The sequence below is a fragment of the Curtobacterium sp. PhB128 genome (genome assembly GCF_004340725.1).
Lineage (GTDB): Bacteria > Actinomycetota > Actinomycetes > Actinomycetales > Microbacteriaceae > Curtobacterium.
The window spans coordinates 345,501-372,482 of sequence record NZ_SLUR01000002.1; the positions used below are offsets into that span (position 1 = coordinate 345,501).

The 26,982-nt window shown below is 67.5% G+C and carries 36 protein-coding genes; all 36 read left to right on the forward strand.

Annotation, left to right across the window (positions count from 1 at the left end; translation table 11 throughout):
* Window positions 1-18 precede the first annotated feature (18 nt).
* The 36 genes from EDF23_RS05735 (at window position 19) to rplO (ending at window position 26,860) form a co-directional block, all read left to right on the forward strand.
* Window positions 19-1,482 (forward strand): prepilin-type N-terminal cleavage/methylation domain-containing protein, encoded by a 1,464-nt coding sequence (locus tag EDF23_RS05735; protein WP_131921045.1) that lies wholly within the window; start codon window positions 19-21, stop codon window positions 1,480-1,482.
* Window positions 1,479-2,180, forward strand: coding sequence for a hypothetical protein (locus EDF23_RS05740; RefSeq protein WP_131921047.1), 702 nt, complete (start codon window positions 1,479-1,481; stop codon window positions 2,178-2,180). The genes EDF23_RS05735 and EDF23_RS05740 overlap by 4 nt, the downstream gene beginning before the upstream one ends.
* Window positions 2,177-4,072 carry a hypothetical protein gene (locus EDF23_RS19135; RefSeq protein WP_243648822.1) on the forward strand — a complete coding sequence of 632 codons (1,896 nt, stop codon included), beginning with the start codon at window positions 2,177-2,179 and terminating at the stop codon, window positions 4,070-4,072. The genes EDF23_RS05740 and EDF23_RS19135 overlap by 4 nt, the downstream gene beginning before the upstream one ends.
* Window positions 4,063-4,920 carry an A24 family peptidase gene (locus EDF23_RS05750; protein ID WP_131921049.1) on the forward strand — a complete coding sequence of 286 codons (858 nt, stop codon included), beginning with the start codon at window positions 4,063-4,065 and terminating at the stop codon, window positions 4,918-4,920. The genes EDF23_RS19135 and EDF23_RS05750 overlap by 10 nt, the downstream gene beginning before the upstream one ends.
* Window positions 4,921-4,962: 42 nt before the next feature.
* The gene (gene pilM / locus EDF23_RS05755) at window positions 4,963-6,015 is read left to right on the forward strand and encodes a type IV pilus assembly protein PilM (RefSeq protein ID WP_131921051.1); all 1,053 of its coding nucleotides are present in this window, start codon (window positions 4,963-4,965) and stop codon (window positions 6,013-6,015) included.
* Entirely contained in the window at window positions 6,012-6,752 is a 741-nt protein-coding gene (locus EDF23_RS05760) for a hypothetical protein (RefSeq protein ID WP_131921053.1), read from the forward strand. Before pilM ends, EDF23_RS05760 begins: the two co-directional genes overlap by 4 nt.
* On the forward strand, window positions 6,749-7,453 hold the full coding sequence (locus tag EDF23_RS05765) for a hypothetical protein (RefSeq protein ID WP_131921055.1): 705 nt from the start codon (window positions 6,749-6,751) through the stop codon (window positions 7,451-7,453). Before EDF23_RS05760 ends, EDF23_RS05765 begins: the two co-directional genes overlap by 4 nt.
* Before the next feature lie 176 nt (window positions 7,454-7,629).
* Complete coding sequence (locus tag EDF23_RS05770; protein WP_131921057.1) at window positions 7,630-8,196, forward strand: hypothetical protein; 567 nt, start codon at window positions 7,630-7,632, stop codon at window positions 8,194-8,196.
* Window positions 8,197-8,223: 27 nt separating this feature from the next.
* On the forward strand, window positions 8,224-8,709 hold the full coding sequence (locus EDF23_RS05775) for a DUF6121 family protein (RefSeq protein ID WP_123936962.1): 486 nt from the start codon (window positions 8,224-8,226) through the stop codon (window positions 8,707-8,709).
* A gap of 36 nt (window positions 8,710-8,745) precedes the next feature.
* Window positions 8,746-9,957, forward strand: a complete 1,212-nt coding sequence (locus EDF23_RS05780; RefSeq protein WP_131921059.1) for a hypothetical protein — start codon at window positions 8,746-8,748, stop codon at window positions 9,955-9,957.
* Between the two features lie 229 nt (window positions 9,958-10,186).
* On the forward strand, window positions 10,187-10,555 hold the full coding sequence (gene rpsL, locus EDF23_RS05785; RefSeq protein ID WP_017885540.1) for a 30S ribosomal protein S12: 369 nt from the start codon (window positions 10,187-10,189) through the stop codon (window positions 10,553-10,555).
* 5 nt (window positions 10,556-10,560) lie between these two features.
* Window positions 10,561-11,031, forward strand: a complete 471-nt coding sequence (rpsG, locus tag EDF23_RS05790; RefSeq protein WP_055950927.1) for a 30S ribosomal protein S7 — start codon at window positions 10,561-10,563, stop codon at window positions 11,029-11,031.
* A gap of 87 nt (window positions 11,032-11,118) precedes the next feature.
* The gene (gene fusA, locus EDF23_RS05795) at window positions 11,119-13,236 is read left to right on the forward strand and encodes an elongation factor G (protein WP_111083473.1); all 2,118 of its coding nucleotides are present in this window, start codon (window positions 11,119-11,121) and stop codon (window positions 13,234-13,236) included.
* A gap of 147 nt (window positions 13,237-13,383) precedes the next feature.
* On the forward strand, window positions 13,384-14,571 hold the full coding sequence (tuf, locus tag EDF23_RS05800) for an elongation factor Tu (RefSeq protein ID WP_123293136.1): 1,188 nt from the start codon (window positions 13,384-13,386) through the stop codon (window positions 14,569-14,571).
* A gap of 205 nt (window positions 14,572-14,776) precedes the next feature.
* Window positions 14,777-15,754, forward strand: coding sequence for a DNA topoisomerase IB (locus EDF23_RS05805; RefSeq protein WP_131921060.1), 978 nt, complete (start codon window positions 14,777-14,779; stop codon window positions 15,752-15,754).
* A gap of 79 nt (window positions 15,755-15,833) precedes the next feature.
* The gene (locus EDF23_RS05810; protein WP_123293140.1) at window positions 15,834-16,661 is read left to right on the forward strand and encodes a DarT ssDNA thymidine ADP-ribosyltransferase family protein; all 828 of its coding nucleotides are present in this window, start codon (window positions 15,834-15,836) and stop codon (window positions 16,659-16,661) included.
* 510 nt (window positions 16,662-17,171) lie between these two features.
* A complete protein-coding gene (gene rpsJ / locus EDF23_RS05815; RefSeq protein WP_017885534.1) occupies window positions 17,172-17,480 on the forward strand; it encodes a 30S ribosomal protein S10 in 309 nt (102 codons plus the stop codon).
* 12 nt (window positions 17,481-17,492) lie between these two features.
* The gene (gene rplC, locus EDF23_RS05820; RefSeq protein WP_027466731.1) at window positions 17,493-18,149 is read left to right on the forward strand and encodes a 50S ribosomal protein L3; all 657 of its coding nucleotides are present in this window, start codon (window positions 17,493-17,495) and stop codon (window positions 18,147-18,149) included.
* Window positions 18,150-18,151: 2 nt separating this feature from the next.
* Window positions 18,152-18,811 carry a 50S ribosomal protein L4 gene (gene rplD, locus EDF23_RS05825; RefSeq protein ID WP_111083469.1) on the forward strand — a complete coding sequence of 220 codons (660 nt, stop codon included), beginning with the start codon at window positions 18,152-18,154 and terminating at the stop codon, window positions 18,809-18,811.
* Window positions 18,808-19,107, forward strand: coding sequence for a 50S ribosomal protein L23 (gene rplW, locus EDF23_RS05830; RefSeq protein ID WP_111083468.1), 300 nt, complete (start codon window positions 18,808-18,810; stop codon window positions 19,105-19,107). Before rplD ends, rplW begins: the two co-directional genes overlap by 4 nt.
* Before the next feature lie 18 nt (window positions 19,108-19,125).
* Entirely contained in the window at window positions 19,126-19,965 is an 840-nt protein-coding gene (gene rplB, locus EDF23_RS05835) for a 50S ribosomal protein L2 (protein WP_111083467.1), read from the forward strand.
* Window positions 19,966-19,976: 11 nt separating this feature from the next.
* Window positions 19,977-20,258, forward strand: a complete 282-nt coding sequence (gene rpsS / locus EDF23_RS05840) for a 30S ribosomal protein S19 (protein ID WP_017885529.1) — start codon at window positions 19,977-19,979, stop codon at window positions 20,256-20,258.
* Between the two features lie 25 nt (window positions 20,259-20,283).
* Window positions 20,284-20,676, forward strand: coding sequence for a 50S ribosomal protein L22 (gene rplV / locus EDF23_RS05845; protein WP_111083466.1), 393 nt, complete (start codon window positions 20,284-20,286; stop codon window positions 20,674-20,676).
* A complete protein-coding gene (gene rpsC, locus EDF23_RS05850; RefSeq protein ID WP_017885527.1) occupies window positions 20,676-21,488 on the forward strand; it encodes a 30S ribosomal protein S3 in 813 nt (270 codons plus the stop codon). The genes rplV and rpsC overlap by 1 nt, the downstream gene beginning before the upstream one ends.
* A 2-nt stretch (window positions 21,489-21,490) precedes the next feature.
* A complete protein-coding gene (gene rplP / locus EDF23_RS05855) occupies window positions 21,491-21,910 on the forward strand; it encodes a 50S ribosomal protein L16 (protein ID WP_111083465.1) in 420 nt (139 codons plus the stop codon).
* Window positions 21,910-22,230, forward strand: a complete 321-nt coding sequence (rpmC, locus tag EDF23_RS19710) for a 50S ribosomal protein L29 (protein WP_111083464.1) — start codon at window positions 21,910-21,912, stop codon at window positions 22,228-22,230. Before rplP ends, rpmC begins: the two co-directional genes overlap by 1 nt.
* Window positions 22,230-22,514 carry a 30S ribosomal protein S17 gene (gene rpsQ / locus EDF23_RS05865; protein WP_111083463.1) on the forward strand — a complete coding sequence of 95 codons (285 nt, stop codon included), beginning with the start codon at window positions 22,230-22,232 and terminating at the stop codon, window positions 22,512-22,514. The genes rpmC and rpsQ overlap by 1 nt, the downstream gene beginning before the upstream one ends.
* Window positions 22,515-22,545: 31 nt before the next feature.
* Window positions 22,546-22,914 carry a 50S ribosomal protein L14 gene (rplN, locus tag EDF23_RS05870; RefSeq protein WP_111083462.1) on the forward strand — a complete coding sequence of 123 codons (369 nt, stop codon included), beginning with the start codon at window positions 22,546-22,548 and terminating at the stop codon, window positions 22,912-22,914.
* Window positions 22,915-22,917: 3 nt separating this feature from the next.
* Window positions 22,918-23,277 (forward strand): 50S ribosomal protein L24, encoded by a 360-nt coding sequence (gene rplX / locus EDF23_RS05875; RefSeq protein WP_111083461.1) that lies wholly within the window; start codon window positions 22,918-22,920, stop codon window positions 23,275-23,277.
* Window positions 23,277-23,870, forward strand: coding sequence for a 50S ribosomal protein L5 (rplE, locus tag EDF23_RS05880; protein WP_111083460.1), 594 nt, complete (start codon window positions 23,277-23,279; stop codon window positions 23,868-23,870). Before rplX ends, rplE begins: the two co-directional genes overlap by 1 nt.
* Before the next feature lie 153 nt (window positions 23,871-24,023).
* Entirely contained in the window at window positions 24,024-24,422 is a 399-nt protein-coding gene (gene rpsH, locus EDF23_RS05885; protein WP_017885519.1) for a 30S ribosomal protein S8, read from the forward strand.
* Window positions 24,423-24,428: 6 nt separating this feature from the next.
* Window positions 24,429-24,965 carry a 50S ribosomal protein L6 gene (gene rplF, locus EDF23_RS05890; RefSeq protein WP_111083459.1) on the forward strand — a complete coding sequence of 179 codons (537 nt, stop codon included), beginning with the start codon at window positions 24,429-24,431 and terminating at the stop codon, window positions 24,963-24,965.
* 2 nt (window positions 24,966-24,967) lie between these two features.
* Window positions 24,968-25,342 carry a 50S ribosomal protein L18 gene (gene rplR, locus EDF23_RS05895; protein ID WP_031259041.1) on the forward strand — a complete coding sequence of 125 codons (375 nt, stop codon included), beginning with the start codon at window positions 24,968-24,970 and terminating at the stop codon, window positions 25,340-25,342.
* A complete protein-coding gene (gene rpsE, locus EDF23_RS05900) occupies window positions 25,339-26,214 on the forward strand; it encodes a 30S ribosomal protein S5 (protein ID WP_131921062.1) in 876 nt (291 codons plus the stop codon). Before rplR ends, rpsE begins: the two co-directional genes overlap by 4 nt.
* Window positions 26,214-26,399, forward strand: a complete 186-nt coding sequence (rpmD, locus tag EDF23_RS05905) for a 50S ribosomal protein L30 (protein ID WP_173168934.1) — start codon at window positions 26,214-26,216, stop codon at window positions 26,397-26,399. The genes rpsE and rpmD overlap by 1 nt, the downstream gene beginning before the upstream one ends.
* Entirely contained in the window at window positions 26,396-26,860 is a 465-nt protein-coding gene (rplO, locus tag EDF23_RS05910) for a 50S ribosomal protein L15 (RefSeq protein ID WP_027466723.1), read from the forward strand. The genes rpmD and rplO overlap by 4 nt, the downstream gene beginning before the upstream one ends.
* Window positions 26,861-26,982: the final 122 nt, after the last annotated feature.

A 26,982-nucleotide genomic window follows, 5' to 3' on the forward strand; every position in this document is an offset into this window, starting at 1 on the left:
CAACTGGAGGAGGTGACCATGTTCCGTCGAATGAACCGCGTCCTACAACGCGCGGAGTCCGGGGATGCCGAGGCCGGCTTCTCCATCATCGAGGTCATGGTCGCGATGATGGTGTTCGCCGTAATGTCGGTGGGGATCGCCTACGGCATCGCGAACACCCTGCAGCTCACCCAGACCAGCCGCGGACGTGAAACCGCCGTCGCACTCGCGTCACAGGACATCGACACGCTCCGCCAGACGGCAGCTGCTTCGACCGGCGGCATCTTCAAGGTCGTGAGCAAGGCCGGCGCTGACAACACGAAGACCATCGGCGGGGTGACCTACAAGATCGAGCGCGCCGTGACCTGGGTTCAGAGCGACGGAGCCAGCGGTGCCTGCGGCACGTCGAACGGCAAGCTCGCCTACAAGAGCGTCGTCGAGACCGTGAGCTGGCCGAACCCTCGTGGCGGCGGAGCAAGCTCGACGACTGTCACCTCCGCGATCGCCCCGAGCGACGCCGTCACCGACCCTGGGTACGGGACGATCATTATCTCGGCAGTGACGGCGTCGGGAAGCCCCTACCAGGGCGTCTCGATCACCGTCACGCCGCTCGCCGGGGGCGGCGGTTCGCCGCTCACCACCGCGGTGCAGTCGACGGACGCGCAGGGCTGTTCGTACGCGGTCAACGTGGCGCCGGGCGACTACACGGTGACGGCGACCACGACCGGAGGCATCGACACCAACCAGGCGCAGCCGTCCTCGCAGACTCCGATCACGGTTTCTGCAGGCGCGAGCTCCCCGGTGCCGTTCGTCTACGACCGCGCGAGCCAGCTGACCCTCCAGTACGCGAAGACCTACAATGCCACCCTGCCGACGAACATGGTGACGGTGCTCTCGAGCTCGGTGGGGGGGCTCGACACCATCAAACCGTGGGACGTCGCGAGTACGTCCCTCGTGGTGACCTCGACGTCGAAGCCGTCAGTGCCGGTGTTTCCCTTCACCTCGGGCTACGCGGCGTACGCCGGGCCCTACTCCAACAGTCCAAGCTCCACGGTGAGTTGTCTGAGCCCGAACCCCTCAGCGTGGTCGACACCGAACGCCGCCGGGGCCATCGGGGCCATCCCGCCCACGATCGAGGCGTCGCCGGGCGCTCCTGCGTCGGCGTCTGTCATGACCGGCGTCGCCACGGTGAGTGGAGTGAAGGGCCGGTACATCACCGCGGTCTCCTCGGCGAGCCCGGCGGCGGGCGACCCCGGATGCTCAGCCGGGATGACGATGAAGTTCCCGGTCTCCTCGACAGACGCCGCCACGGTGGCGCTACCGTTCGGGACCTGGACCATCTACTCGGGCACGAGCTTCGGATCCACGACGAAGAACGAGATCGCGTCGAACGCATCGAACGTGAAGCCGGTGACCAATGGCTCCATCAACCAGAAGACCGCACTGGTGGTCATCAGCTTCGACAACACGTTGACCCTCGACCCGCGAGGCCAGACGTCGTGATCCGCCTTCTCCGCCGTGTGCACCGTGATCAGGCCGGCATCAGCCTCTCCGAGCTGCTCGTCGCCGTGAGCGTCTCGATGGTCATCCTCGTCGCGGTGGGGGGTTTCTTCACCGCCACGTTGCGGGCGGGTGCGACCAACACCTCGTCCGACCAGAACGCGCGGTACGCATCGGTCGTGATGAACTCCGTCACTCGGTACGTCCACGCCGCCAGCCTGCTGCCCAAGTCCGACGGTAGCTACGCCGCAGCCGTCACCGAGGCGGCCCCGACGCGACTGACCTTCTACGCCTACATCAACCTCGACGGGAGCGGTACCGACAACCCGGTCCAGATCCGCTACTCCCTCAACGCGGCGAAGAAGGTCGTCCTCGACCAGTGGGACGGCACGGCGTCGAACGGCTTCTGGACCTTCCCGTCGACGGCGCAGGCGCCGACTCGTTCGATGGTGATCGGAGGCCCGGTGGCTTCTCCCACCGGTGGCGCACCGATGTTCGAGTACCTCGGGGCGGACGGCAGCCCGCTGCCGGCGCAGAGCGACGGCACCATCTCGACCACGCAACTCAGCAACGTCCGCGCCGTCCGGGTCAACCTGGAACTCGGGTCGACCGTGAGTGGGGCAGCAGGGAACACGACCATCCAGAACACGCTCTACCTCTTCAACGTCGTCTACGGGACCAGCAACGGAGGAACGCCATGACCCGGCTCCGGAGCGTGCTCGAGCGGGCGCGCGACGACGACCGAGGGATGATCCTCGGCAACGTCCTGATCTTCGGGACCGTGATGATGCTGCTTGTCGCAACGATGATCGCCGTGTCGACCTCCGGGGCGGTGAAGTCAGCGACGGACCGCAACTTCCAGAACGCGATGGCGGCCGCATACGCAGGACTGGCCGACTACCAGTCCAAGCTGTCCAATGACAACGGCTACGCGCTCTACGGAAACTCGAGCGCGCAGTTCAGCAAGGCGAGCGGTTCGAGCTTCAGCGGGCAGGCGGACAACATCGCCTTCACGAATGCCGGCTCCACCTGGGCCAAGCTGGTTGGTTCAACCGACCAGTGGTACCGGTACGAGGTGGACAACTCGAACTACTCCGCAAAGGGCGTCCTGAAGGTCCGTGTCACGGGGAAGTCGGGGGGTAGCGTCCGGTCGTTGGTCGCGAACCTCAAGGGTGACGGGTTCATCAACTACCTGTACTTCACCAACTACGAGTCGTCGAACCCGGCGATCACCGGAAGTACCTGCACGACCGTCTACCAGTGGCAGTCTGCAAGCAACAAGTGCGCGGCGGTCCAGTTCGCCGGTACCGATGTCCTCAACGGTCCGATCCGGACCAACGACGTCTTCACCGCGGCCTGCGCGACCGTGTTCAACGGGCCGGTCGAGCAGCACGACACCTCGGTCCGCCCCGCGAGTGGGACCTGCGCTGGCGCTTTCAACGGGGGTGCCGCGAGTGCGGTGCCCTACCTCGGGCTGCCTGCGCTGAACTCGAACCTCTCGCAGGAGACACGCGTCGACCTCCCGACCTCGGTACCTCGGCCGGGCTGCCTTTACACCGGCCCGACCCGGGTGTCGTTCCTGGGCAACGGCAAGATGACTGTCTGGTCGCCGTGGACGAAGGCAACGCAGGTGCAGGTGAACGGTTCGACCGGTGAGGTCAAGGCGGGTGCCGACATCGCGAAGGCCGCTGCGCTGTGCGGAGCCGTCGCTGACCTGCAGAGTTCGGCAGGCGCCACGATCCCGACGCTCCCGACGAACCTGATGTACGTCCAGGACATCCCTTCTGCCGCGAACGACGTGAACGCTTGGGCCGCCAACACCTTCCCTTCCCGGTACACGAACACCTACTGCACGACGACGGTGACCGTCCGGTCGAACGGGACCGCGACGACCACCAGCAACCAGGCCTTCAACAACGGTCAGGGTTTCCCGGCGTCGGGGGAGTGGGTCAACGGAGGGCAGTCTGGGTCCTACTACCAAACCGGATCGGCATCGGACACGTACAGCTGCTCAGCTGGCGATGTCTTCGTCAGCGGGGGCTTCAGCGGCGCCATGACGATCGCTGCATCGGGGACGGTCTGGGTCACCGACGACATCACCTACGCCAGCGCCACCAACGACGTCCTCGGACTCGTGGGCCAGAACGCGGTCGAGATCTACAACCCCGCGCGGTGCAGCTCGTACCCGACGACGTACCAGCCGCGGGTCGGCTACGTGACTGACACCACCCGTTGCAACCAGAGCGGCGTCGGCCTCCTGAACCGCAGCAGCGGCGCGGGCATAACGATCAGCGCTGCTATGGCGAGCAACGCCGGCACGTTCTGGAACCAGAACTACGACATCGGGCCCAAGCTCGGCGTGCTCAAGGTCGTCGGATCGATCGCGCAGAACTGGCGTGGTGCGGTCGCGACGACCGGCAGCACGGGGTTCTCGAAGAACTACGTGTACGACCAGCGGCTCCTCACGACGGCACCACCGAAGTTCCTGCAGCCCGTCTCGACGTCGTACGGCGTCACCACGCAGGTCGAGGTCCAGACGGCGTACAAGGTAGACGGATCGTGCGCGACCACCAGCAGCGGGGCATGCCGGTGACCGCGGTCCGTGAGCTCCTTCCGGTGACCCTGGCACTGGCAGGCGTCTTCGGTCTCGTCGTCGGGTCGTTCCTCAACGTCGTCGTGTACCGGGTACCCGCAGGATTCTCGGTGGTCGCACCGCCGAGTGCCTGCCCGCGTTGCGGTCACCAGATCCGGCGCCGCGACAACGTTCCGGTGCTCTCGTGGTTGGCCCTGCGCGGTCGGTGCCGGGACTGCGGCGCGCCCATCTCGGCGCGCTACCCGTCGGTCGAGCTGGCGACTGCCGCCCTGTTCGTGGGCGTGGCGTGGTCGTGGTCGTGGTCCTCGTCGGTAGCCGTGATGCCGCCCGGGGCGGCCGTGCTCGCTGAAGCCATCGACTTCGCAGCACTCCTCTTCCTGATGGCCGTCTCCGTGGCACTGGCACTGATCGATGTCGACACGCGCCGACTACCGAACGCCATCGTCTACCCGTCCGCAGGCGTCCTCGGGATCCTGCTCGTCACGGCTACCGTCCTCAGCGGTGATGTCGGTGCGCTCGTGCGAGCTGTGGCTGGTGCTGCTGTGCTCGGCGGCGCCTATCTCGTGCTCGCGCTCGCGGTCCCCGGGGGAATGGGGCTCGGGGACGTGAAACTCGCCGTGGTCCTCGGCTTCGTGCTCGCGTACCTCGGATGGGGACCCCTCGCAGTGGGTGCTTTCGGAGCCTTCGTCGTGGGCGGTACCGTCGCGATCGCACTGCTCGTGAGCGGGCGAACACGGTGGCGCGGCGGTCTGCCCTTCGGGCCGTCGATGCTCGCGGGCGCCTGGATCGGGATCTTCTTCGGCCAGGACCTCTGGACCGCCTACCTCCGGCTGCTCGGGCTCGCCTGACTTCTCCGGCAACCAGACTCCAACCAAAGCGAAAGCAGCATCATGGGCAAGAGCATCGTCGGCATCGACATCGCGGGTACCGCGATCCGCGCGGTCGAGGTCGCGAACGCAGACCGCGCTCGGCCGACCGTGTTGCGTTTCGCCGAGGTCCCGACGCCGCCCGACGCCGTCAGTCGCGGTGAGGTGCTCGAACCGAACACCGTGGCTGCGGCGCTGCGCTCGCTGTGGTCCACCGGCCGCTTCCGCTCTCGGGACGTCGTGCTGGGCATGGGGAACCAGCGTGTCCTGTCCCGCGACCTCATCGTCCCGGCAGCACCCCTGGAGCAGATTCGAGAGAGCCTGCCGTTCCAGGTGCAGGACATGCTCCCTGTGCCGGTCGGTGATGCGATCCTCGACTTCTACCCGACCTCAGAGGGCATGAGTGAGGACGGCCCGGTCGTGCACGGGCTCCTCATCGCGGCGATCAAGGACGCAGTCCTCGCCAACGTCCACGCGGCGCAGCTCGCCGGGCTGAACCCCGTCGGGGTCGACCTCATCCCGTTCGCGTTGACCCGGGTGCTCGTCGGCCGCCCTGGCCTGCCGGGCACCACAGTGCTGGTGCAGCTCGGCGCGGACACGACCACCGTCGTCCTGTCGACCGACGGCATTCCGCAGTTCGTCCGGATCATCCCCATCGGGGGCAACGACGTGACCCGCGCGCTCGCCGGCAACCTCGACATCGAGTTCGCGCAGGCGGAGGCCGTCAAACGTCACCTCGGGATCGGGCAGGGTGCGAGAACGCCTGATGACGGCCGGGCAGTGGCGATCATCAGCGATTCAGTACTCGAGCTGATCGCGAGCCTGCGGAACACCATCAACTACTACGTGAACACCCGACCCGGCGAGCGGGTCGAACGGATCGTCCTCGTCGGCGGCGGAGCCCGACTCGTCGGGTTCCGGAACGCGCTCGCTGAGCACACGCGGCTCCCGGTAGAGTTCCGGTCCGCATTCGCAGGAGCCGACGTCGCTCGGTCGATCCCGGCCGACGACATCGCAGTACACGAGGACGCGATCGCCGTCGCCTACGGGCTGGCAGTAGGGAGCCGGGCAGCATGACTGCAACCGAGATCAGACCGATCGTCGCCAGTTCGGACGCGACCGGCGAACAGCGTGGTCGAGGCCGTCGACCGAAGAAGGCTGCCTCGACGACGTCCATCGTCGGCCGTGAGCCGCGCGTCGACCTGCTCCCGGCCGAGGTGCACACGGGGCGCCGAGAGCGTGCGCTTGCCCGCCGGGCCTGGCTCGGAGTCGTGGTGGCGGCCGCCGTGGTGGTCGTCGGATCGGGGGTGGCGTACGTGCACCAGCTCGAGACCGCCGAAGCCCTCCGCAGTGCACAAGCGGAGACGACGTCGTTGCTCCAGCAGCAGCTGCGGTACTCGGACGTGCGACAGGCGGAGCGGGACGCAGCGCTCCTCGAGGCGGCGCAGGCAGTCGGCGGGTCGACGGAAGTCGACTGGAACGCGACCCTCGCACAACTCGAAGCCGTCCTCCCTGCGGGGGTGTCGATCACAGCGATGTCCATCGACTCGGCAGATGTGACGAAGGCGTTCACGCAATCGACAGTGCCGTTGGAGGGAACGCGGATCGCCACGATGCAACTGACCATCGAGAGCCCGAGCATCCCGTCCGTCCCCGACTGGACTGCCCGCTTGTCGACGATCAAGGGGTACGCGGATTCGACCATCACCTCGGTCTCGCTCGAGGCCGACACCGGTACGTACTCGGCGACGATCGAAGCGCACCTTGGCGACAAGGCCTACGACGACAAGTACACGAAGGACGATGCCAAGTGAACAAGAGCCGCCTCTCGCTGATCGTCGCTCTCGCCGCCGCGCTCGCCGTCCTCGCTGGCGGGTGGTTCCTCGGTGCGCAGCCGCAGATCGCACAGGCGTCCACCAACGCGTCGCAGCGAGCGGACATCGCAGCGACGAACTCGGGCAACCGCGCTGAACTGCGCCGCCTCGAGAAAGCGTCCGAGTCGCTCGACTCGACGAAGCGAGAGCTTGCAGCGCTGCGCGCGTCAGTTCCTGCAGCGCCCGAGACTGACTCCTTGTTGTCCCAGCTGAATCTCGCGGCCTCTTCGAGCGCCGTCACCGTGACCTCGGTCACCTTCGGCGAGCCGAAGGCCTACCTGCCGGAGGGCTCCGGATCAGCGGCGGCGCCGAGCCCGTCAGCATCCCCGAGCGCTGCGAGCTCGAGTGCCACGCCGACGGCGGCAGCGACGCCGGCTGCGCCCACCCCGTACAGCGATGACCAGATCACCGCGTCGAACTTCGTGCTCATCCCCGTCACCGTTGCCGTCACGGGCTCATACGACCAAGCGCTGAGCTTCACGAAGGCCGTCCAGGGCGGCGAGCGGCTGTTCCTGGTGAACGGCATCGCTGCGACGAGTGCGGATGAGGGGGACTCGCCGATGGCGAGCCAAGCATGGTCGCTCTCCGGTTCGGTCTACGTGCTCTCGGACGCCGCAGCCGCGGCCTCCGCGAAGGGCTGATACGACCCCCTCCCACTGGGGTGTGACGCGCCACGCCGACCCCTCTTCCGCGACACCCGTCGGTGTGCGTACGATGCTCACGACGCCGTGATCGCGGCTGCTCATCTCCCTCTCGAACGGTCGGCTCGAACCGGCCGTTCCCGTCGTGCCCGGAGTCGCGCGTGTTGGTCGGAATCGTGGAATTCCTCGGTTGGTTCGGCGCTGTAACCGTGCTGGCTGGTTACATTCTCTTCTCCACGGGGAAGCTCCCGAACGGGCCGGTCTACCAGCTCTTCAACCTCGTCGGCGGGCTGGCCGTCGCCGTCAACGTGGCCGCGCACCACGCGGTGCCGTCCACCATCGTCAACGGCATCTGGGCGATCGTCGCCGTGGTCGTCCTGGTGAAGATGGGACGCGCCCGTCGCGCGGCGAAGCGCGGCGAGCCGGCGGCCTCCGAGGCGACCGTGCTGCACGCCGAGCCGGCGTCGACCACCGGCGTCCTGCCGATCATCGGCCCGGCCCTGCGCGACCACGAACCGGAGGAGCCCTCCGAGGCGGACGCAGCCCCGGGCCTCCAGGCAGCGCCGACCACGAGCACGACGCAGGTCGCTCCGATGACCGAGACCGTCCCGATCATCACCGCGACGATCGCACTGGCCCTGGTCGCCGCAGCGCAGGGGCACGTGGAGCGTGCAGACAGCGCGGAGGGCGCAGGCTCCCCTGAAGGCGCCGACCACGCGGAGCGGACCGAAGCCACCCGCTGACGGTCCCGTCGGCGATACGATCACCTCATGTCCCGGTGGTTGATCGCGACGATGACGTCCGTCCTCTTCATCGCGCTCGTCGTCGCCGTCGCGGGGTTCGAAGCGCTCCTCGCCGACGTCGAGGCGATCGCGCAGCCGGACGCGACCCCGTACCTCGGCCCGGCCATGGTGATCGGCGCCGCAGTGGTGGTGTTCCTCGCGACCGCGGTCGGCGCGCGAGAGGGCAACCCCGGTGTCACCGGCCTGGTCGCCGCCGCGACCGCCTACCTGGTCATGCTCGGCGTCGGTGCCGTCGGGTACGCGGCGATCCGCCGCGACCTGACCGAGCTCCTCGTCTTCCCGGCCGGCTACGCACTCGGGCCGTTCGTCGTCGGCTCCGTCGTGGTGGCGCTCCTGTCGGTGATCGGCGGGATCTCCATGGCCCGGCACCAGGCCCGGACGACGGGCTCGACACCGACGGCAGGGCAGCGGCAGGAGCCGACCGTCGCGGGTGACGACACCGTCGGGCGGTAGTCTGCCCGGGCAGGACGCACACGCAACGGGGGAACGATGAGCGACGAGAACACGCCGGATCCGGACCAGCAGGACGGTTGGGGAGCCGTGCCGTCGGTGGCGTCGATCCGTGGGACGCAAGAGACGCCAGCGACCGCGCAGAACGCGCAGGCCGGGTCGACGGCGCAGGCCGGGACGACCGCGCACGGCGCGCAGTACGCCCCGACCGCGTCGCGCGCTCCGCGCCGGAAGCTCCGCCGCGGCCAGCTGGTCGGGATCATCGCCGGCAGCACCGCCGTCGTGCTGTTGCTCGTCGCCGGTGTCGTCGGGTTCTCGGTCGGCTCGGCCACCCACTCGGCCGACCGCCCCGTGCGGGCGTTCCTCGACGACCTGACCGCGGGGAAGGTCACCGACGCCCTCGACGCAGCGGGCATCGACCGGACGAAGTCGGACGTGCTCCTGACCGACGCCGCGTACGCGAAGGCGACCGCGAAGGTCACCGGCTACCGCGTGGCCGCGACGCGCACGGACGGCGACACCGCCACCGTCCGCGCCTACCTGCGCCAGGCAGGCCGGGACGTCGCGGCGACCTTCACACTCGACAAGACCGGCACCGACTGGGGCGTGTTCCCGGTGTGGGAGCTGCAGGCGCCGGAGCTCGGCAGCGTCGACGTCAGCGTCCGGGGTCCCTCCGGCGCCTCGGTGCAGGTCGCGGGCACGTCGACGAAGACCCCGAAGGACGGCACGGTTGGTCTCCGCGCCCTCCCCGGCACCTACGCGGTCACGTACGACGGCGGCAAGTGGACGAAGGCCACGGGTGGCAGCGCCGTCGTGGGCGGGTTCGGTGGCAGTACCTCGACGCCGGTGCAGATGACCGCGACGCTCACGAACGCGGGCGACCAGGCGGCGAAGCGGGCCGTGGACGCCTGGGTGGACGGCTGCATCGCCTCGAACGACGCCGCGCCGGCCGGGTGCAGCTTCTACGCGTACGGCGAGAACCCGGCGTACACCTACACGAACGAGAAGTGGACGCTCGAGTCGCGGCCGACCGTCACCGTCGGCAGCTGGACCACGAACGGCTGGCTCGTCTCCACCACCACCTTCGGCCGGGCCACCTTCACGGCGGACATCGCCGGCGCGGGCGGCACCGGGACGGCCACGGCCGGACCGCTCAACGTCAACGCGAGCGGGTACATCACGGGGTTCTCGAGCTCGGGTGCGACGTTCCGGTCGGCGGTCGGCAACGGGTCCTCGGACACCGGCTCATGACGGTGTCCGGCGTGGTGCCGGCCCGGATTGATTTCGTCCCGTTACGCGGGTAGTCTCTTCTGGGTGTGCGCCCTCGGGCGCGCCCGAAAAGTCCGGCGAGCGAGATCGCCCAGTCGGACCACTCCGTCCCCCCGCAGGTTCCTCCGCCGTCAGGCGGTCATCAGCGTGGGACGAGGAAGCCGGCGGATCGCGCCGGCCAGAGAGCACGAGCGAAGAACCAGGAGAACAGTTGCCTACTATTCAGCAGCTGGTTCGCAAGGGTCGTACGCCGAAGGTCACCAAGACCAAGGCGCCCGCCCTGAAGGCGAACCCCCAGCAGCGTGGTGTGTGCACCCGCGTCTACACCACCACCCCGAAGAAGCCGAACTCTGCACTGCGCAAGGTCGCTCGTGTGAAGCTCTCGAACGGCACCGAGGTCACGGCGTACATCCCCGGTGAGGGCCACAACCTCCAGGAGCACTCGATGGTGCTCGTCCGTGGCGGTCGTGTGAAGGACCTCCCCGGTGTGCGGTACAAGATCATCCGTGGCGCCCTGGACACCCAGGCCGTGAAGAACCGTAAGCAGGCTCGTAGCCGCTACGGCGCGAAGAAGGGTTGAGTTAGATGCCTCGTAAGGGTCCCGCCCCCAAGCGTCCCGTCGTCGCCGACCCGGTCTACGGTGCGCCGATCGTCAGCCAGCTCGTCAACAAGATCCTGCTCGACGGCAAGAAGGGCCTCGCCGAGCGCATCGTCTACGGTGCACTCGAGGGCGTCACTGCCAAGAACCAGCAGGATGCTGTCGTCACGCTCAAGAAGGCGCTCGACAACGTCCGTCCGACCCTCGAGGTCCGCAGCCGCCGCGTCGGTGGCTCGACCTACCAGGTCCCGGTCGAGGTCAAGCCGCACCGCGCGAACACCCTCGCGCTCCGCTGGCTGACCTCGTACGCCAAGGCCCGTCGCGAGAAGACGATGACCGAGCGTCTCATGAACGAGATCCTCGACGCGTCGAACGGTCTCGGTGCCGCGGTCAAGCGCCGCGAGGACACGCACAAGATGGCCGAGTCGAACAAGGCCTTCGCCCACTACCGCTGGTAGTCCCGGCACCGTCCGGGCACCGGTGGTCAAGAACCCCGGCGCCCGGACGGCCGCCAACCTCTCCTACAACTCTTCCGGAGGAACCCTGTGGCACAGGACGTGCTCACCGACCTGAACAAGGTCCGCAACATCGGCATCATGGCGCACATCGATGCCGGCAAGACCACGACGACCGAGCGCATCCTGTTCTACACGGGCATCACGCACAAGATCGGTGAGGTCCACGACGGCGCTGCCACGATGGACTGGATGGCGCAGGAGCAGGAGCGCGGCATCACGATCACGTCGGCCGCGACGACCTGCTTCTGGGACAACAACCAGATCAACATCATCGACACCCCCGGTCACGTGGACTTCACGGTCGAGGTGGAGCGTTCGCTCCGCGTCCTCGACGGTGCGGTTGCCGTCTTCGACGGCAAGGAGGGCGTCGAGCCCCAGTCCGAGACCGTGTGGCGTCAGGCTGACAAGTACAACGTCCCGCGCATCTGCTTCGTCAACAAGATGGACAAGCTCGGCGCGGACTTCTACTACACCGTCGACACGATCATCAACCGCCTCGGTGCGGAGCCCCTCGTGCTCCAGCTGCCGATCGGTTCGGAGAGCTCGTTCGAAGGCGTCGTCGACCTCGTTCAGATGCGTGCACTCACCTGGCGCGGCGACGCCAAGGGTGACGTCGCGATGGGTGCGAAGTACGAGATCGAAGAGATCCCGGCCGACCTGCAGGACCGCGCCGCCGAGTACCGCGAGAAGCTCATCGAGCGCGTGGCCGAGGCGGACGACGTCCTGATGGAGCGTTACCTCGAGGGCGACACCGACTTCTCGGTCGACGAGATCAAGGCCGCGATCCGCGCCCTCACCGTGAGCAGCACGCTCTACCCGGTGCTGTGCGGTTCCGCGTTCAAGAACCGCGGTGTCCAGCCGATGCTCGACGCCGTCATCGACTACCTCCCGTCCCCGCTCGACGTGCCGCCGATGATCGGCCACGACGTCAAGGACGAGGAGAAGGAGATCATCCGCAAGCCCGACGCGTCGGAGCCGTTCTCGGCTCTCGCGTTCAAGGTCGCGGTGCACCCCTTCTTCGGTCGCCTCACCTACGTCCGCGTGTACTCCGGCTCGATCGAGTCCGGCGCACAGGTCATCAACTCGACCAAGGGCAAGAAGGAGCGCATCGGGAAGATCTTCCAGATGCACTCCAACAAGGAGAACCCGGTCGCCAACGTGACCGCTGGCCACATCTACGCGGTCATCGGCCTCAAGGACACCACCACCGGTGACACCCTGTGCGACCCGACCAACCAGGTCGTCCTCGAGTCGATGACGTTCCCGGAGCCGGTCATCGAGGTCGCGATCGAGCCGAACACGAAGGCTGACCAGGAGAAGCTCTCCACGGCCATCCAGAAGCTCGCCGAAGAGGACCCGACGTTCCGCGTCGAGCTCAACGCCGAGACCGGTCAGACGACGATCAAGGGCATGGGCGAGCTCCACCTCGACATCCTCGTCGACCGCATGAAGCGCGAGTTCCACGTCGAGGCGAGCGTCGGCAAGCCCCAGGTGGCCTACCGCGAGACGCTCACCAAGATCGTCGAGCGCTACGACTACACCCACAAGAAGCAGACCGGTGGTTCCGGTCAGTTCGCGAAGGTGCAGATCGCGCTCGAGCCGATGGAGGTCACGAGCGAGAAGGTCTACGAGTTCGTCAACGCGACCTCCGGTGGCCGTGTCCCGCGCGAGTACATTCCCTCGGTCGACGCCGGTATCCAGGACGCCATGCAGGTCGGCATCCTCGCGGGCTACCCGACCGTCGGCGTGAAGGCCATCCTCAAGGACGGCGCGGCGCACGACGTCGACTCGTCCGAGATGGCGTTCAAGATCGCCGGTTCCATCGCCTACAAGGAAGCGGCCCGCAAGGCCGGTCCCGCGATCCTCGAGCCGATCATGGCCGTCGAGGTCCGTACTCCTGAGGAGTACATGGGCGACGTCATCGGTGACCTGAACTCCCGTCGTGGCCAGATCGCCTCGATGGAGGACGCCTCGGGCGTCAAGGTGGTCCGCGCGAGCGTGCCGCTGTCCGAGATGTTCGGCTACGTCGGCGACCTGCGGTCGAAGACCTCTGGTCGTGCGGTCTACTCGATGACCTTCGAGACCTACAGCCAGGTCCCGGCCAAGGTCGCCGAGGAGATCATCGCGAAGAACGCGGGGGAGTAGCGCTCAGCGCTTCTCCACAGGCGGGGGTGCCCGGCGACGGGCCCCTCGCCACCAAGTAAAGTACAGACACACACCGCGCATCAACGGTCGCGAGCCCATCCAGGGCCGGCCGGGGATGACGCTTCCGAGTCCTGAGGAGGACCCACAGTGGCCAAGGCCAAGTTCGAGCGCACCAAGCCGCACGTCAACATCGGAACCATCGGTCACGTCGACCACGGCAAGACCACGCTCACGGCGGCGATCACCAAGGTTCTGCACGACCAGTACCCGGACCTCAACGAGGCCCGTGACTTCGCGCAGATCGACAACGCTCCCGAGGAGCGCCAGCGCGGCATCACGATCAACATCTCGCACGTCGAGTACCAGACCGAGAAGCGTCACTACGCGCACGTCGACGCCCCCGGTCACGCCGACTACGTGAAGAACATGATCACGGGTGCGGCGCAGATGGACGGCGCGATCCTCGTGGTCGCCGCCACCGACGGCCCGATGCCCCAGACGCGTGAGCACGTGCTGCTCGCCCGCCAGGTCGGCGTCCCCTACATCGTCGTCGCGCTGAACAAGTCCGACATGGTGGACGACGAGGAGATCCTGGAGCTCGTCGAGCTCGAGGTCCGCGAGCTCCTCGGCTCGCAGCAGTTCGACGAGGACGCCCCCGTCGTGCAGGTCTCGGCGCTCAAGGCGCTCGAGGGCGACGAGAAGTGGGTCAAGTCGGTCCAGGAGCTCATGGCCCAGGTCGACGAGCACGTGCCGGACCCGGTGCGCGCCACCGACCAGCCGTTCCTGATGCCGATCGAGGACGTCTTCACGATCACCGGTCGTGGCACGGTCGTCACCGGTCGCGTCGAGCGTGGAACGCTCAACCTGAACGCCGAGGTCGAGATCGTCGGCATCCGCGCGACGCAGAAGACCACGGTCACGGGCATCGAGATGTTCCGCAAGCTGCTCGACCAGGCGGTCGCCGGTGACAACACCGGTCTGCTCATCCGTGGCCTCAAGCGCGAGGACGTGGAGCGCGGCCAGGTCGTCGTGAAGCCGGGTTCGGTCACGCCGCACACCGAGTTCCAGGCGAACTCCTACATCCTGACCAAGGAAGAGGGCGGGCGTCACAACCCGTTCTACGCGAACTACCGTCCGCAGTTCTACTTCCGCACCACGGACGTCACCGGCGTCATCACGCTGCCCGAGGGCACCGAGATGGTCATGCCCGGTGACACCGTCGCCATGACCGTCGAGCTGATCCAGCCGATCGCCATGGAAGAGGGCCTCCGCTTCGCCATCCGTGAGGGTGGTCGTACGGTCGGCGCCGGTACGGTCGAGAAGATCCTCAAGTAACTCCGGTTACCTGCCGCAGCGGGGTCGAGCCTTCGGGCTCGGCCCCGCTGTGTCGTTGCCCCGGTCGACGTGGCAGCGCTCGGAGCCACTGTCGGCCGCTCACGGCCCTGGCGGGCGGCGGACGGGAGGCCCGGGGTACGCTCGCCACGACGGCGTCCGTCCGCCCCGTACGGCGTCCCAGGCAGCGGGGAGTTGGCTCGGCCGGGTGACTCGTCTGCGCCGTTCCACGACCTCCGGTCGTGGCTACCACCGTGTCCGGAGCGGCCGCGGCTTCTCGTACCGCGACCCCGACGGTGCGACCGTCACCGATGCCTCGGTGCGTCAGCGGCTCGAGGACCTCGTCATCCCGCCGGCCTGGGACGACGTCTGGATCTCGCCGTACGAGAACGGGCACGTCCTCGCGACCGGCATCGACGGAGCCGGACGCCGCCAGTACATGTACCACCCGTCGTGGCGCGAACGGATGGACCGGATCAAGTACGACCGGGCGCTCGCCCTCGCGGAGTCGCTGCCGGTCGCACGGCGCGGGGTCACGCAGGACCTCCGACGACCGGAACCCGATCGCCGCCGAGCGCTGGCCGCAGCGTTCCGGATGCTCGACCAGGGCTCGCTGCGGGTCGGATCGGAGCGGTACGCCAGCGAGCACGGCAGCCGCGGACTGTCGACCCTGCTGTGCGCGCACGCCCACGTCTCCGGTGAAGACATCGAGCTCGACTTCCCCGGCAAGAGCGGGCAGGAGTGGTCGTCGTCGATCCACGACGCCGACCTCGCGACGGTGATCGCCGGCATGAAGCGCCGTGGGCCGAACGCCCGACTGCTGTCGTTCCGCGAACGCCGCGGTGACGAGTGGGAGCCGTTGTCCGCCGAGGACATCAACGCCTACGTCAAGGAGCGTGCTGGTGACGACTTCACGGCGAAGGACTTCCGCACCCTGCACGGCACGGTGGCCGCGGCCGTCGACCTTGCCCAGACCGGTCCGCTGTCGTCGCAGGCGAAGCGGAAGCGTGCGGTGTCCCATGCCGTGGAGGCCGCGAGCGACGAGCTCGGCAACACCCCGACGGTGTGCCGGCAGAGCTACATCGACCCGCGGCTGCTCGACGCCTACGAGCACGGCGAGACCATCGATCCGGCCCGGATCCACGCCGCCGAGTCCGAGGTCCGGGCACTGCTCTACCGACAATGACCCCGGGAGCGTCCGGATGACGTAGCGTTGGTCGACGTGCCGGACCACCCCACACGGCACGGAAGGACCCACAACAGTCGTGACTGACGAGTGCATCCACGGTTTCCCCACCGAGCTCTGCGACATCTGCGCGCCCCGGCAGCGTGAGGAGTCGGCGATCCCAGCCGCTCCGGCGCCACGGCGGACCCGCATCACCACCAACCTGCGCGTCGACCCGCCGGCCTCCGGCCCCGGGACGTCGCTGCGCTCACCGACGTCGCTCCGGTCGTCGTCGGCCGACCTGCCCGAGGCTCGGGTGTTCGCGTCGCTGCGTGCGCACCACGTGACCCACATCGACAACCTCGACGGCATCGTCGGGTCCGGCGCCATCCTGGCGGCCGACCAGGCGGAGCCCGCCGTCGACGTCAGCAGCCCCGAGACCCGGGCCGCACGCGCCGAGGCCGAAGCGCCCGACGGCAGCACCATCGCGAGCCACGTGCCGTTCACCCTGTCGCCGGATGCCGTCCGGTGGGACGAACTCCGCACCGGCGCCGTCGGGGAGCGGTGGTCCGACGCCGCCCGACGCACGCGCGCGGTGGACTACGTCGTGCTCGTCGTCCCGGTCTCGGCGTTCGGTGACTCGGTGGTCGTCGCCGACCAGGACGCCGACGCCGACGACGTCCGGTTCGCCGTCGGCCCCGACGCCGGGACGAACCTGATCCGCCGCACCGACTTCTCCGACCCCGAGATGCTCGGACTCGAGCTCCTCGCGGGGCCGAGCGTGCCGTTCTCGTCCGTCGCGGTGATCGGTGTCCCGAACGACAAGGCCCGTCAGACGGTCCGTGCGGTGCTCGCCGACCACGGCGGCCACGCGCCGCGCGTGGCGGTCTTCCCGCCGTGGTTCGTCCCTCCGGTGACGGCCGAGTAACCGTCTCCACGAGCGCCCTCCGGACCATGTCCGGAGGGCGCTCCGCGTTGCGGCGGCGACCCGTGCCTCCAGGCCGTCCGATCCGCGTGGATCCGGGGAAGCGAGCCGGTGTCGACACGCCCGGCACATCGCGACACGCCCGGGTTGCACGTGGGCTCGGGACATGCGAGACTTGTCCGGTTCCGAATTCCCCGCGGGTGCGAGTCCGCAGGATCACTGCTCTGGCAGTGCACAACCCCCCTGTTCAGCAGGGCTGGGTTGGGCCGCAGGCAGCAGAACACGACTCCCCGAGGTCATGACGGACGCGACACTGTTGCGCCCGGAGTGCGAGGAAGTCGATTGCCCACGCTGGACGGCCAAGGTCGCCCGCGCGGTTGACAGGTGAACAGCGGTCATCCCCAGCGGATGCGGCCGGTTGGTTCAGGAAAACAGCACGGTCTGCAGCAATGCGGAGCCGAGCGGCGTCAGGCGGCCTGCGGGTGCGCGGCGCAGAGAGAGGACAAGAGACACATGGCGGGACAGAAGATCCGCATCCGGCTCAAGTCGTATGACCACGAGGTCATCGACACGTCGGCCCGGAAGATCGTCGACACGGTGACCCGTGCCGGTGCAACCGTGGTCGGCCCGGTGCCACTCCCCACCGAGAAGAACGTGATCGCAGTGATCCGTTCCCCTCACAAGTACAAGGACTCGCGCGAGCACTTCGAGAAGCGCACGCACAAGCGGGTCATCGACATCGTCGACCCGACGCCGAAGGCCGTTGACTCGCTCATGCGACTCGACCTGCCGGCAGACGTCAACATCGAGATCAAGCTGTAAGGGGGCTGACCAATGGCGAACTCAACCAAGACCGTCAAGGGCCTCCTCGGCAAGAAGCTCGGGATGACCCAGGTGTGGGACGAGAACAACAAGTTCATCCCCGTCACCGTGATCGAGGTCGGCCCGAACGTGGTCACCCAGATCCGCAACGCTGAGCGCGACGGCTACGAGGCGATCCAGATCGCCGCCGGTGCCATCGACCCGCGCAAGGTCAACAAGCCGGCCGCTGGCCACTTCGAGGCCGCTGGCGTGACCCCGCGTCGCACCCTCACCGAGATCCGGACCAACGACTCCGCTGAGTACACGCTCGGCCAGGAGCTCACCGTGGACGGCACGTTCACGGCGGGCCAGAAGGTCGACGTCGTCGGTACCTCCAAGGGCAAGGGCTTCGCCGGTGTCATGAAGCGCCACGGCTTCCACGGCGTCGGCGCCTCGCACGGTGCACACCGCAACCACCGCAAGCCCGGCTCGATCGGTGCTTCCTCGACCCCGTCACGTGTCTTCAAGGGCATGCGCATGGCCGGTCGTATGGGTGGCGACCGCGTGACCGTCCTCAACCTCACGGTGCACGCCGTCGACGCCGAGAAGGGTCTGCTGCTCGTCAAGGGCGCCGTCCCCGGTGCTCGTGGCCGCTCCGTCTTCGTCCGCACCGCCGTGAAGGGTAAGTGATCATGGCCACCACGACCGCAACCACGATCGACGTCCTCGACGCATCGGGTGTCAAGTCCGGCACCGTCGAGCTGCCCGCAGCTCTCTTCGACGTCGAGACCAACGTCCCGCTGATCCACCAGGTCGTCACCGCGCAGCTCGCAGCCGCGCGTCAGGGCACCCACAAGACCAAGAACCGCGGCGAAGTCCGCGGTGCCGGTCGCAAGCCGTTCAAGCAGAAGGGCACCGGCCGCGCCCGTCAGGGTTCCGTCCGTGCTCCCGAGCACACCGGTGGTGGCGTCGTCCACGGACCGACCCCCCGCGACTACTCGCAGCGCACCCCCAAGAAGATGATCGCCGCAGCGCTGCTCGGCTCGCTCTCGGACCGCGCCCGCGGTGGCCGCATCTCGGCTGTCGACGGCTTCGTCGAGGCCGACGTGCCGTCGACCAAGGTCGCTCGCACGCTCCTCGAGAAGGTCGCGCCCGTCAAGCACGTGCTGATCGTGCTCGAGTCGAACGACGAGCTGACGCTCAAGTCGATCCGCAACCTGCCGAACGTCCACGCGCTCTCGTACGGCCAGCTGAACGCCTACGACGTCCTCAAGTCGGACGCCGTCGTCTTCAGCAAGAGCGCCCTCGACGCCTTCATCGCGTCGAAGACCGCGAAGGAGATCACCGCATGAGCGGCTTCAACAAGGACCCGCGCGACGTCATCATCTCGCCGGTCGTCTCGGAGAAGAGCTACGCGCTCATCGACCAGGGCAAGTACACGTTCATCGTGGACCCCCGTTCGAACAAGACCGAGATCAAGCTCGCCATCGAGAAGATCTTCGAAGTCAAGGTCGCGAGCATCAACACGCTGAACCGCCCGGGCAAGACCCGTCGCACCAAGTTCGGTCTCGGCAAGCGCAAGGACACCAAGCGCGCCATCGTGACGCTCAAGTCCGGTTCGATCGACATCTTCACGGCTGTCGGCTGAGGACCAGAGGGATAAATCATGGCTATTCGTAACTACAAGCCGACGACCCCCGGTCGTCGCGGCTCGTCGGTCGCCGACTTCGCTGAGATCACCCGTTCGACTCCGGAGAAGTCCCTGCTTCGTCCGCTGCCGAAGACCGGTGGTCGCAACAGCTCCGGCCGCATCACCACGCGTCACATCGGTGGTGGCCACAAGCGCCAGTACCGCGTGATCGACTTCCGTCGCTCCGACAAGGACGGCGTGGACGCCAAGGTCGCTCACATCGAGTACGACCCCAACCGCACTGCGCGCATCGCGCTCCTGCACTACGTGGACGGCACGAAGCGGTACATCATCGCGCCGAACAAGCTCAAGCAGGGCGACGTCATCGAGCAGGGCCCCGGCGCCGACATCAAGCCCGGCAACAACCTGCCGCTGCGCAACATCCCCGTGGGTACCGTCGTGCACGCCATCGAGCTCCGCCCCGGTGGCGGCGCGAAGATGGCCCGCTCGGCCGGCGCCTCGGTGCGTCTCGTCGCCAAGGACGGCCCCTACGCGCAGCTCCGTCTGCCGTCGGGCGAGGTCCGCAACGTCGACGCACGCTGCCGCGCCACGATCGGCGAGGTCGGCAACGCCGAGCAGTCGAACATCAACTGGGGCAAGGCCGGCCGCATGCGCTGGAAGGGCGTCCGCCCGACCGTGCGTGGTGTCGCGATGAACCCGGTCGACCACCCCCACGGTGGTGGCGAGGGCAAGACCTCCGGTGGTCGTCACCCGGTCAGCCCCTGGGGCCAGGCCGAGGGTCGCACGCGCAAGCCGAACAAGCCGAGCGACAAGCTCATCGTCCGTCGCCGTAACGCCGGCAAGAAGCGCAAGTAGGAGTTCAGAAGATGCCACGCAGTCTGAAGAAGGGCCCCTTCGTCGACGAGCACCTGCTCCGCAAGGTCGTCACGCAGAACGAGGCCAACACCAAGAACGTGATCCGTACCTGGTCGCGACGGTCGATGATCGTCCCGAACATGCTCGGTCACACCATCGCGGTGCACGACGGCCGCAAGCACATCCCGGTGTTCGTCACCGAGTCGATGGTCGGTCACAAGCTCGGCGAGTTCGCGCCGACCCGCACCTTCCGTGGTCACGTGAAGGACGACAAGAAGGGCCGTCGCCGCTAACGCGGGGACGCAGAGGAGGAACGAAATGGTGGAGTCGATCGCACGCGTGCGACACATCCGCGTCACGCCTCAGAAGGCCCGTCGCGTCATCGAGCTGATCCGCGGCAAGCAGGCCCACGAGGCGCTCGCCATCCTGAAGTTCGCCCCCCAGGGCGCTTCGGAGCCCGTGTACAAGCTGGTCGCCTCGGCGATCGCGAACGCCCGGGTGAAGGCTGACTCGACGAACAGCTTCCTCGACGAGCGCGACCTCTACGTGAGCCGCGTCTTCGTCGACGAGGGAACGACCCTGAAGCGGTTCCAGCCGCGCGCCCAGGGCCGGGCCTTCCGCATCAACAAGCGCACCAGCCACATCACGGTCGTCCTCGCGACGCCGGAAGAGGCCGAGGCTGCCGCGACGAGCAAGAAGGCGAGCAACTAATGGGCCAGAAGGTCAACCCGTACGGCTTCCGTCTCGGGATCACGACGGACCACGTCTCGCACTGGTTCACCGACAGCAAGAAGGCCGGTCAGCGCTACGCCGACTACGTGGCCGAGGACATCAAGGTGCGCGAGTACCTGAAGAAGACCCTCGACCGCGCCGGTGTCGCTCGCATCGAGCTCGAGCGCACCCGTGATCGTGTCCGCGTGGACATCCACACGGCGCGTCCGGGCATCGTCATCGGCCGCCGCGGCGCCGAGGCGGAGCGCGTTCGCGGTGAGCTCGAGAAGCTCACCAAGAAGCAGATCCAGCTGAACATCCTCGAGGTCAAGAACCCCGAGACCGAGGCCCAGCTCGTCGCGCAGGGCATCGCCGAGCAGCTCTCCGCTCGTGTCGCGTTCCGTCGCGCCATGCGCAAGGGCCTGCAGGGTGCACAGCGCGCCGGCGCCAAGGGTGTCCGCATCCAGGTGTCGGGCCGTCTCGGCGGCGCCGAGATGTCCCGTTCGGAGTTCTACCGCGAAGGCCGTGTGCCGCTGCACACCCTCCGCGCGAACATCGACTACGGCTTCTACGAGGCCCGGACCACGTTCGGCCGCATCGGCGTGAAGGTCTGGATCTACAAGGGCGACATCACGAACAAGGAGCTCGCTCGCGAGCAGGCGAACCAGCGTTCGTCGCGCCCCGAGCGTCGTGGCGGCCCGCGCGGTGAGCGTGGCGACCGTGGCGGCGACCGTCGTGGCGGCGACCGCGGTGACCGCCGCCCGCAGCAGGCCCCGCAGGACGCGCCGGCCGGCGCAGGAGTTGAGGCGTAACCATGCTTATTCCCCGTCGAGTCAAGCACCGTAAGCAGCACCACCCGAAGCGTTCGGGTCAGGCAACCGGTGGTACCAAGGTCAGCTTCGGCGACTACGGCATCCAGGCCCTCACCCCGGCGTACGTGACCAACCGTCAGATCGAGTCCGCTCGTATCGCCATGACGCGTCACATCAAGCGTGGCGGCAAGGTCTGGATCAACATCTACCCGGACCGCCCGCTCACGAAGAAGCCGGCTGAGACCCGCATGGGTTCCGGTAAGGGCTCGCCCGAGTGGTGGGTCGCCAACGTCAAGCCGGGTCGTGTGCTCTTCGAGCTCTCCGGCGTCACCGAGGACATCGCCCGTGAGGCGCTGACCCGTGCAATCCACAAGCTGCCCCTCAAGGCACGCATCATCAAGCGCGAGGAGGGCGACGCATAATGGCGATCGGTTCCAAGGAGCTCCGTCCGACGGAGCTCGACACGTTCGAGAACGAGCGTCTCGCTGACGAGCTGAAGAAGGCCAAGGAGGAACTCTTCAACCTCCGCTTCCAGTCGGCCACCGGCCAGCTGGAGAGCCACGGTCGTCTCCGTGCCGTCAAGCGCGACATCGCTCGCATCTACACCGTCCTCCGCGAGCGCGAGCTCGGCATCCGTGCCACTCCCGCGCCCGTCGAGACCGCCACCAAGGCCAAGAAGACGACGAAGAAGGCTGACAAGCCGGCTGAGTCGACCGAGGCCGAGACCGCCGAGGAGAAGTAATGGCGAACGAAGAGAAGACCTCCGCCGCCCTCACTCGCGGCTACCGCAAGACGCGTCGCGGCTACGTGACCAGCGACAAGATGGACAAGACCATCGTGGTCGAGGTCGAGGACCGCGTGAAGCACGCGCTCTACGGCAAGATCATCCGTCGCACGTCCAAGGTGAAGGCCCACGACGAGCTCGGCACCGCTGGTGTCGGCGACCTCGTCGTGATCAGCGAGACCCGTCCCCTCAGCGCTTCCAAGCGCTGGCGCCTGGTCGAGATCCTCGAGAAGGCCAAGTAGGCCTCGGCCTGCTTCGGAATAGGAGACAGCAGTGATTCAGCAGGAATCCCGCCTGAAGATCGCCGACAACACGGGTGCCAAGGAGATCTTGACCATCCGCGTGCTCGGTGGTTCGGGTCGTCGCTACGCCGGTCTCGGTGACGTCATCGTCGCCACGGTGAAGGACGCCATCCCCGGCGGCAACGTGAAGAAGGGTGACGTCGTCAAGGCGGTCATCGTTCGCACCAAGAAGGAGACCCGTCGTCAGGACGGCTCCTACATCAAGTTCGACGAGAACGCGGCAGTGATCCTCAAGGCCGACGGCGACCCGCGCGGCACGCGCATCTTCGGTCCGGTCGGTCGCGAGCTCCGTGACAAGAAGTTCATGAAGATCATCTCGCTCGCGCCGGAGGTGCTGTAAGCCATGGCGAACATCAAGAAGGGTGACCTCGTCCAGGTCATCACGGGCGCGACGCAGGAGCGTGGCGGCGACCGTGGCAAGCAGGGCAAGGTCATCGAGGTCCTCAAGGACAAGCAGCGCGTCGTCGTCGAGGGCGTGAACTTCGTCACGAAGCACGTCCGCGTCGGCCAGACGCAGCGCGGCTCGAAGACGGGTGGCATCGAGAAGCACGAAGCCTCGATCCACGTGTCCAACGTCGCTCTCGTCGACCCGAAGACGAAGAAGCCGACCCGCGTCGGCTTCCGTACCGAAGAGGTGGAGAAGGGCGGGGTCAAGAAGACCGTCCGTGTCCGCTACGCCAAGAAGTCAGGTGAAACGCTCTGATGACTGACACGACTGCAACGACTGAGGCCCCCAAGGCCCAGCCGCGCCTCAAGCAGAAGTACAAGGACGAGATCAAGGCCACGCTCACCGAGCAGTTCGGCTACGCGAACGTCAACCAGGTCCCCGGCCTGGTCAAGGTCGTCGTGAACACCGGTGTCGGCGAGGCCGCTCGCGACTCGAAGATCATCGAGGGGGCCATCAAGGACCTCACGGCGATCACGGGTCAGAAGCCCCAGGTCAACATCGCTCGCAAGTCCATCGCGCAGTTCAAGCTGCGCGAGGGTCAGGCGATCGGTGCGCACGTCACCCTCCGGGGTGACCGCGCCTGGGAGTTCCTCGACCGCCTGATCTCCCTCGCACTGCCCCGCATCCGCGACTTCCGCGGTCTCAGCGACAAGCAGTTCGACGGGAACGGCAACTACACGTTCGGTCTCTCGGAGCAGTCCGTGTTCCACGAGATCGACCAGGACCGCATCGACCGTGTCCGCGGCTTCGACATCACTGTCGTCACCACCGCGAAGACGGACGACGAGGGACGCGCGCTGCTCCGTCAGCTCGGCTTCCCGTTCCGCTCCAACGAGCAGACGGTCTAAACTACTTCGGGCGGTGCGGGCCGGAGGATTCACGTCCTCCGGCCCGCACGCACGAACACACCGATCCTGGGGAACCGCCCCGGGATCACTCGATCGCTCAGGTCGGCATTCGTGGAACGGGTGTCGAAACCAGGCGAGAAATGGACGAACATCATGACGATGACCGATCCGGTCGCAGACATGCTGACCAGATTGCGGAACGCGAACTCCGCGCACCACGACGCCGTCGCGCTCCCGAGCTCCAAGCTCAAGAAGAACATCGCCGACATCCTCAAGCGTGAGGGCTACATCAGCGAGTGGAAGGTGGAGGACGCCCGAGTCGGGCAGACCCTCACCATCGACCTGAAGTACGGCCCCGAGCGCGAGCGTTCGATCGCCGGCATCAAGCGCGTGTCGAAGCCGGGTCTCCGGGTCTACGCGAAGTCGACGGAGATCCCCCAGGTCCTCGGTGGCCTCGGCGTGGCGATCCTCTCGACCTCGTCCGGCCTGCTGACCGACCGCGAAGCCGAGCAGAAGGGCGTGGGTGGGGAAGTCCTCGCCTACGTGTGGTGATCGACAATGTCACGAATCGGACGTCTTCCCATCGACATCCCCGCCGGCGTGACCGTCTCCGTTGACGGTCAGAGCGTGGCGGTCAAGGGCCCGAAGGGCGAGCTCGCGCTCGTCATCGCGGAGCCCATCCAGGCCAAGGTCGAGGAGAACCAGGTTCTCGTCACCCGTCCGGACGACGAGCGCGAGTCGCGTTCGCTCCACGGCCTGACCCGTACCCTCATCGCCAACAACATCATCGGCGTGACCCAGGGCTACACCAAGGGCCTCGAGGTCGTCGGCACCGGTTACCGCGTGCAGGCGAAGGGCTCGAACCTCGAGTTCGCGCTCGGGTACTCCCACTCGATCACGGTCGAGCCGCCCGCGGGCATCAGCTTCGCGGTCGAGGGCAACAACAAGGTCACGGTCGCCGGCATCGACAAGCAGGCAGTCGGCGAAGTGGCGGCGAACATCCGGAAGCTCCGGAAGCCCGAGCCGTACAAGGGCAAGGGTGTCCGTTACGCCGGCGAGAACGTGCGCCGCAAGGCCGGAAAGTCAGGTAAGTGATCATGGGACTCCTCAAGACACGAGGCAAGAGCAAGGCGGCCGCCAAGGCGCGTCGTCACAACCGTCTCCGCAAGAAGATCACCGGCACCGAGGCTCGTCCCCGTCTCGCCGTCACCCGCTCGTCGCGTCACGTGTTCGTGCAGGTCATCGACGACGCGAAGGGTCACACCCTCGCAAGCGCCTCGACGATGGAGGCAGACCTCCGCTCGTTCGACGGCGACAAGACCGCCAAGGCCCGTCGCGTCGGTGAGCTCCTCGCCGAGCGCGCGAAGTCGGCTGGCGTCGAGGCCGTGGTCTTCGACCGCGGTGGCAGCAAGTACGCCGGTCGCGTCGCCGCGATCGCCGATGGTGCCCGTGAAGGAGGGCTGAACCTGTGAGCGACAACGCGAACACCAACGAAGACGCCAAGACCGAGGCCGCCGAGGCCACGGACGCCGTCGAGACCACCGAGGCGAGCACGGAGGCCCCCGAGGCCACCGAGGCGACCGCTGAGGGCACCGAGGCAACTGCTGAGGGCACCGAGGCAGCCGCTGAGGGCACCGACACCGCCGCGAAGGGCAAGGAGGCGGAGGCACCTGCCGTCGCCGAGCGTCCCGTCGAGACCGCTGCCGGTTCCGCATCGAACAACCGCGACTCGGCTGACAACCGCGGCCGTCGTGGTGGCGGTCGTGACCGTCAGCAGGGCCGCGACCGCAACAACCGCGGTGGCGACAGCCAGTTCCTCGAGCGCGTGGTGACCATCAACCGCGTGTCGAAGGTCGTCAAGGGTGGTCGTCGCTTCAGCTTCACGGCGCTCGTCGTCGTGGGTGACGGCAACGGCCTCGTGGGCGTCGGCTACGGCAAGGCCAAGGAGGTCCCCACGGCGATCTCCAAGGGTGTCGAAGAGGCGAAGAAGAACTTCTTCCGCGTCCCCCGCGTCGGCAACACCATCCCGCACCCCGTGCAGGGTGAAGCCGCTGCTGGCGTCGTCCTCCTGCGTCCGGCTGGCCCGGGTACCGGTGTCATCGCCGGTGGTCCCGTCCGCGCCGTGCTCGAGTGCGCCGGCATCCACGACGTCCTGAGCAAGTCGCTCGGTTCGTCGAACACCATCAACATCGTGCACGCGACCGTCGAGGCTCTGAAGCAGCTCGAGGAGCCCCGCGCCGTCGCGAGCCGTCGTGGCCTCGACGTCGAGCGGGTCGTCCCGGCTCGTCTGCTCCAGGCCGAGGCCGCAGCACTGCGTGCCGCGACCGAGAAGGCAGGTGCGTGATGGCGACGCTGAAGATCACGCAGATCAAGTCCGTTATCAGCGAGAAGCAGTACCAGCGCGACACGCTCCGCAGCCTGGGTCTCAAGCGCATCGGCCGTACGGTCGAGCGTGAGGACAACGCCCAGAACCGCGGGTACATCGCAACGGTGGCGCACCTCGTGAAGGTCGAGGAGGTCGACGCATGAGCGACGAGAAGAACGAGCGCGTGCAGGTGCTGAAGCTGCACCACCTCCGCCCCGCAGAGGGCGCCAAGAAGGACCGCACCCGTGTGGGTCGCGGTGAGGGCTCGAAGGGCAAGACCGCTGGGCGTGGTACCAAGGGCACGAAGGCCCGTTACCAGGTCCGGGTCGGCTTCGAGGGTGGGCAGATGCCGCTGCACATGCGCACCCCGAAGCTCCGCGGGTTCAAGAACCCGTTCCGGGTCGAGTACCAGGTCGTGAACCTGGACAAGATCTCGGAGCTCTACCCCGATGGTGGCGACGTCACCGTTGCGGGCCTGGTCGCCAAGGGCGCCGTCCGCAAGAACGAGAAGGTCAAGGTTCTCGGTCAGGGTGACATCACCGTGAAGATCACGGTCACGGTCGACAAGGTCTCGGCGTCCGCCGCCGAGAAGATCGTGGCTGCTGGCGGCACCGTCTCCCAGTAACCCCCGTCGGCGGCCCGTGCGTTTGCGCACGGGCCGCCGTTACGGTTTCCTTGACAGTGGCCGGCATCCGCCAGCCTGGTCGGCCCTGCCGACCGACACCGGAACGGCCGCGATCGACGGCC